The sequence below is a fragment of the Streptomyces kanasensis genome (assembly GCF_043077165.1).
In the GTDB taxonomy this organism is placed as follows: domain Bacteria; phylum Actinomycetota; class Actinomycetes; order Streptomycetales; family Streptomycetaceae; genus Streptomyces; species Streptomyces changanensis.
The window spans coordinates 519,878-524,168 of sequence record NZ_JBIBSF010000005.1; the positions used below are offsets into that span (position 1 = coordinate 519,878).

The 4,291-nt window shown below is 75.9% G+C and carries 4 protein-coding genes; all 4 read left to right on the forward strand.

From position 1 onward, the window contains the following. On the forward strand, positions 1 to 1,273 hold a 1,273-nt coding region (locus ACF053_RS16300; protein WP_391954496.1), incomplete at its 5' end, for an allantoate amidohydrolase. Further along, positions 1,264 to 2,598: a formimidoylglutamate deiminase gene (locus ACF053_RS16305; RefSeq protein ID WP_391954497.1), complete on the forward strand. Its 1,335-nt coding sequence runs from the start codon at positions 1,264 to 1,266 to the stop codon at positions 2,596 to 2,598. The genes ACF053_RS16300 and ACF053_RS16305, both read left to right, overlap by 10 nt. A gap of 26 nt (positions 2,599 to 2,624) precedes the next feature. Beyond that, the gene (gene hutI, locus ACF053_RS16310; protein WP_391954498.1) at positions 2,625 to 3,911 is read left to right on the forward strand and encodes an imidazolonepropionase; all 1,287 of its coding nucleotides are present in this window, start codon (positions 2,625 to 2,627) and stop codon (positions 3,909 to 3,911) included. 83 nt (positions 3,912 to 3,994) lie between these two features. Next, positions 3,995 to 4,201, forward strand: coding sequence for a DUF4287 domain-containing protein (locus ACF053_RS16315; RefSeq protein WP_391954499.1), 207 nt, complete (start codon positions 3,995 to 3,997; stop codon positions 4,199 to 4,201). Positions 4,202 to 4,291 lie beyond the last annotated feature (90 nt).

Sequence of the window (4,291 nt, forward strand, 5' to 3'; positions counted from 1 at the left end):
CGCGGCGCCGGGGCCCCCGCGCTCGGCGGCCGCCCGCCCCCGGGGGGGGGCCCCCCCCGGGGCCCGCCGCCCCCCCCCCCGCGGGGGGGGGGCGGCCCCCCCCCCCCCCCCCCCCCACGCCACGGGCGGCTACCGCCGCTTCGCCTGGACCGGGGCCGACGCCGACTGCCGGCTGTGGTTCCGCATGCAGGCCGAGGCCCGCCGCCTGGAGTACGAGGTCGACCGCAACGGCAACCAGTGGGCCTGGCTCGGCGACCCGACGGCCGGCGACGCCGTCGTCACCGGCTCGCACCTGGACTCCGTGCCCGACGGCGGCGCCTTCGACGGCCCCCTCGGCGTCGTCTCCGCCTTCGCCGCGCTCGACGAACTGCGCTCCCGCCAGGTCCGCTTCCGCCGCCCCTTCGCGATCGTCAACTTCGGTGACGAGGAGGGCGCCCGCTTCGGCCTCGCCTGCGTCGGCTCCCGGCTCACGGCCGGGCAGCTGACGAAGGAGGCCGCGCACGAGCTGCGCGACGCCGACGGCGTCACGCTGCCCCGGGCCATGGAGGCCGCCGGGTACGACCCGGACGCCATCGGCCCCGACCCGGAGCGGCTCGCCCGCATCGGCGCCTTCGTCGAACTCCACGTCGAGCAGGGCCGGGCCCTGGACCTGTCGGGCGACCCCGTCGGCATCGCCTCCGCGATCTGGCCGCACGGCCGCTGGCGGTACGACTTCCGGGGCGAGGCCAACCACGCGGGCACCACCCGGCTCGCCGACCGGCGCGACCCCATGCTGTCGTACGCGCAGACCGTCCTCGCCGCCCGCCGCGAGGCGGAACTCGCGGGCGCCGTGGCGACCTTCGGCAAGGTCTCCGTCGAGCCGAACGGCGTGAACGCCATCCCCTCCGTCGTCCGCGGCTGGCTCGACTCCCGCGCCGCCGATCAGACGACGCTGGACCGGGTCGTCGCCGGGGTCGAGGCGGCCGCCCGGGAGGCGGCCGACCGCCAGGGCGTCGACCTCGCCGTGGTCCGCGAGTCCTTCACGCCCGTCGTCGAGTTCGCCCACGCCCTCCGTGACGAGCTGGGCAAGCTCCTCGGCGGCCGCGTCCCCGTCCTCGGCACGGGCGCCGGACACGACGCGGGCATCCTGTCCGCCGCCGTCCCGACGGCCATGCTCTTCGTGCGCAACCCCACGGGGGTCTCCCACTCCCCGGCCGAGCACGCCACCGAGGACGACTGCGTCGCCGGCGTCCTCGCCCTCGCCGACGTACTGGAGGGACTCGCGTGCGCCTGACCTACTGGTGCGAACACGCCTGGCTCGGCACCCACGTCGAGCCGAGCGTCGCCCTCGACGTGTCCGACGGCCGCCTCACCGCCGTACGCACCGGCGTCGACACCCCGCCGCCGGGCGCCGTGACCCTGCGCGGCCTGACCCTCCCGGGTCTGGCCAACGCCCACAGCCACGCCTTCCACCGGGCCCTGCGCGGCACCGTCCAGGTCGGCTCCGGCACCTTCTGGACCTGGCGCGAGACCATGTACCAGGTCGCCTCCAGGCTGACGCCCGACAGCTACCACGCCCTCGCCCGCGCCGTGTACGCGGAGATGGCGCTGGCCGGCATCACGGCCGTCGGGGAGTTCCACTACCTGCACCACGCACCCGGCGGCGTCCCGTACGCCGACCCCAACGCCATGGGCGAGGCGCTCATCGCGGCGGCCGGCGAGGCGGGCATCCGCATCACGCTCCTCGACACGGCCTACCTGTCCTCCGGCTTCGGCGCCGCCCCCGACCGGCACCAGCTGCGGTTCTCCGACGGCACCGCCGAGGCGTGGGCCGAGCGCGCGGCCAGCCTCAAGGAGCGGGACGGGGTACGGATCGGCGCGGCCATCCACTCCGTGCGCGCCGTCCCCGCGGCCCAGCTGTCCACCGTCGCCCGGTGGGCGGCCGACCGCGACGCCCCGCTGCACGTCCACCTCTCCGAGCAGACCGCGGAGAACGACGCCTGCCTCGCCGCCCACGGCCGCACCCCGACCCGGCTCCTCGCCGACCACGGCGTGCTCGGCCCGCGCACCACGGGCGTCCACAACACCCACCTCACCGACGAGGACGTCGCCCTGCTCGGCGGCTCCGGCACCGGCACGTGCATGTGCCCGACGACCGAGCGGGACCTCGCCGACGGCATCGGCCCGGCCGTCGCCCTCCAGCGGGCCGGCTCGCCCCTGTCGCTGGGCAGCGACAGCCACGCCGTCATCGACCTGCTGGAGGAGGCGCGGGCGATGGAGCTCGACGAACGCCTCCGCTCCCGCACCCGCGGCCACTGGACCGCCGCCGCCCTGCTGCGCGCCGCCACCGCCGACGGGCACGCCGCCCTCGGCCGGCCCGACGCCGGCCGCCTGGAGGCCGGGGCGCTCGCCGACTTCACGACGATCGCCCTCGACACCGTCAGGACAGCGGGGCCGCCACCGCGTCTGGCAGCCGAGACGGCGGTATTCGCCGCGTCGGCAGCGGACGTGCGCCACACGGTCGTCGCCGGCCGCCACGTCGTACGGGACGGGGCCCACGCCCTCGTACCGGACGTCGCCCGGGCCCTGCGGGACTCGATCGCGGCGCTGCACGCCTGACCCGGCCGAAGGAGGAACCCCCCACCATGAACAGCGGCAACGAACCCACGAACAACGCCCCGGCGCGCACCGGCCCCCACACGGCGAACAGCACCGTCGCGGCGGCGGCCACCGCCACCACCGTCATCACCGACATCGCCGCCCTGGTCACCAACGACCCCTCCCTCGGTGACGGATCCCCCCTCGGACTGATCCGGGACGCGGCGGTCGCCATCGAGGGCGACCGCGTCGTCTGGATCGGTGCGTCCAGCAAAGCACCCGCCACCGACAACCGCGTCGACGCGGCCGGCCGGGCCGTGATCCCGGGCTTCGTCGACTCCCACTCCCACCTCGTCTTCGCCGGCGACCGCACCGCCGAGTTCCACGCCCGCATGTCCGGCCGCCGGTACGAGGCGGGCGGCATCCGCACGACCGTGGCGGCCACCCGCGCCGCTTCGGACGCGGAGCTGGAGGCCACCCTCACCCGCCATCTGGACGAGGCGCTCCGCCAGGGCACGACCACCTTCGAGACGAAGTCCGGCTACGGCCTGACGGTCGAGGACGAGGAGCGGGCGCTGCGCCTCGCGGCCCGCCACACCGACGAGGTCACCTATCTCGGCGCGCACGTCGTCCCCCCGGACTTCGCCGACGACCCCGCCGGCTACGTCGACCTCGTCACCGGCCCGATGCTCGACGCGTGCGCGCCGCACGCCCGCTGGATCGACGTCTTCTGCGAGAAGGGCGCCTTCGACGGCGACCAGGCCCGCGCGATCCTGACCGCCGGCAAGGCCCGCGGCCTGCACCCGCGGATCCACGCCAACCAGCTGTCGTACGGGCCCGGCGTGCAGCTCGCCGTCGAGCTGGACGCGGCCAGCGCCGACCACTGCACGCACCTGACGCAGCAGGACGTCGACGCGCTCGCGAACGGCGACACCGTCGCCACCCTGCTGCCCGGCGCCGAGTTCTCCACCCGCGCCGAGTGGCCGGACGCCCGCCGCCTGCTGGACGCGGGCGTGACCGTGGCCCTGTCCACGGACTGCAACCCCGGCTCGTCGTACACGTCGTCGATGCCGTTCTGCATCGCCCTGGCGGTACGGGACATGGGCATGACGCCCGACGAGGCCGTGTGGGCCGCCACGGCGGGCGGCGCGGCGGCCCTGCGCCGCACCGACGTCGGCCGCCTCACCGTCGGGGCCCGCGCGGACCTGGCGCTCCTGGACGCGCCGTCCCCCGTGCACCTGGCGTACCGGCCCGGCGTCCCGCTGGTGGCGGCGGTCTGGCGGGCTGGCAGGCGCGTGACGGGCCGTCCGGACCCGATGCCGTGGGACCGATGAGTTCCGGGGCCGGCGCGGGTCTCCCCTCCTGACGGCGACCGCCGCGGCACGCAGCAGGAAGCAGCAGGAAGAAGGACGAGACGATGACGCAGCCGGTGAAGGGCCCCGCGAGCTACTTCCCCTCCATCGAGAAGAAGTACGGCCGTCCGGTGGCGGAGTGGCAGGAGCTCATCCGCGCCTCTCCGCTCACCCGCCACATGGAGCTCGTCGCCTGGCTCAAGGCGGAGCACGGCCTGGGACACGGCCACGCCAACGCCCTGGTGGCCCACACCCTCGCCGAACGCGCCTAGGTTCTGTCTCTTTGGTCAGCGTCGGGTCCAGATGAGGATGCCTGCGAGGTGGAGTGCGGCCTGGTAGGCAATGGCGAGTTTGTCTGTCCG

Bases quoted from the DNA above. Each gene is read 5' to 3' on its own strand.
- hutI (WP_391954498.1), top strand. From the start codon at position 2,625: ATGAACAGCGGCAACGAACCCACGAACAACGCCCCGGCGCGCACCGGC.
- ACF053_RS16315 (WP_391954499.1), top strand. From the start codon at position 3,995: ATGACGCAGCCGGTGAAGGGCCCCGCGAGCTACTTCCCCTCCATCGAG.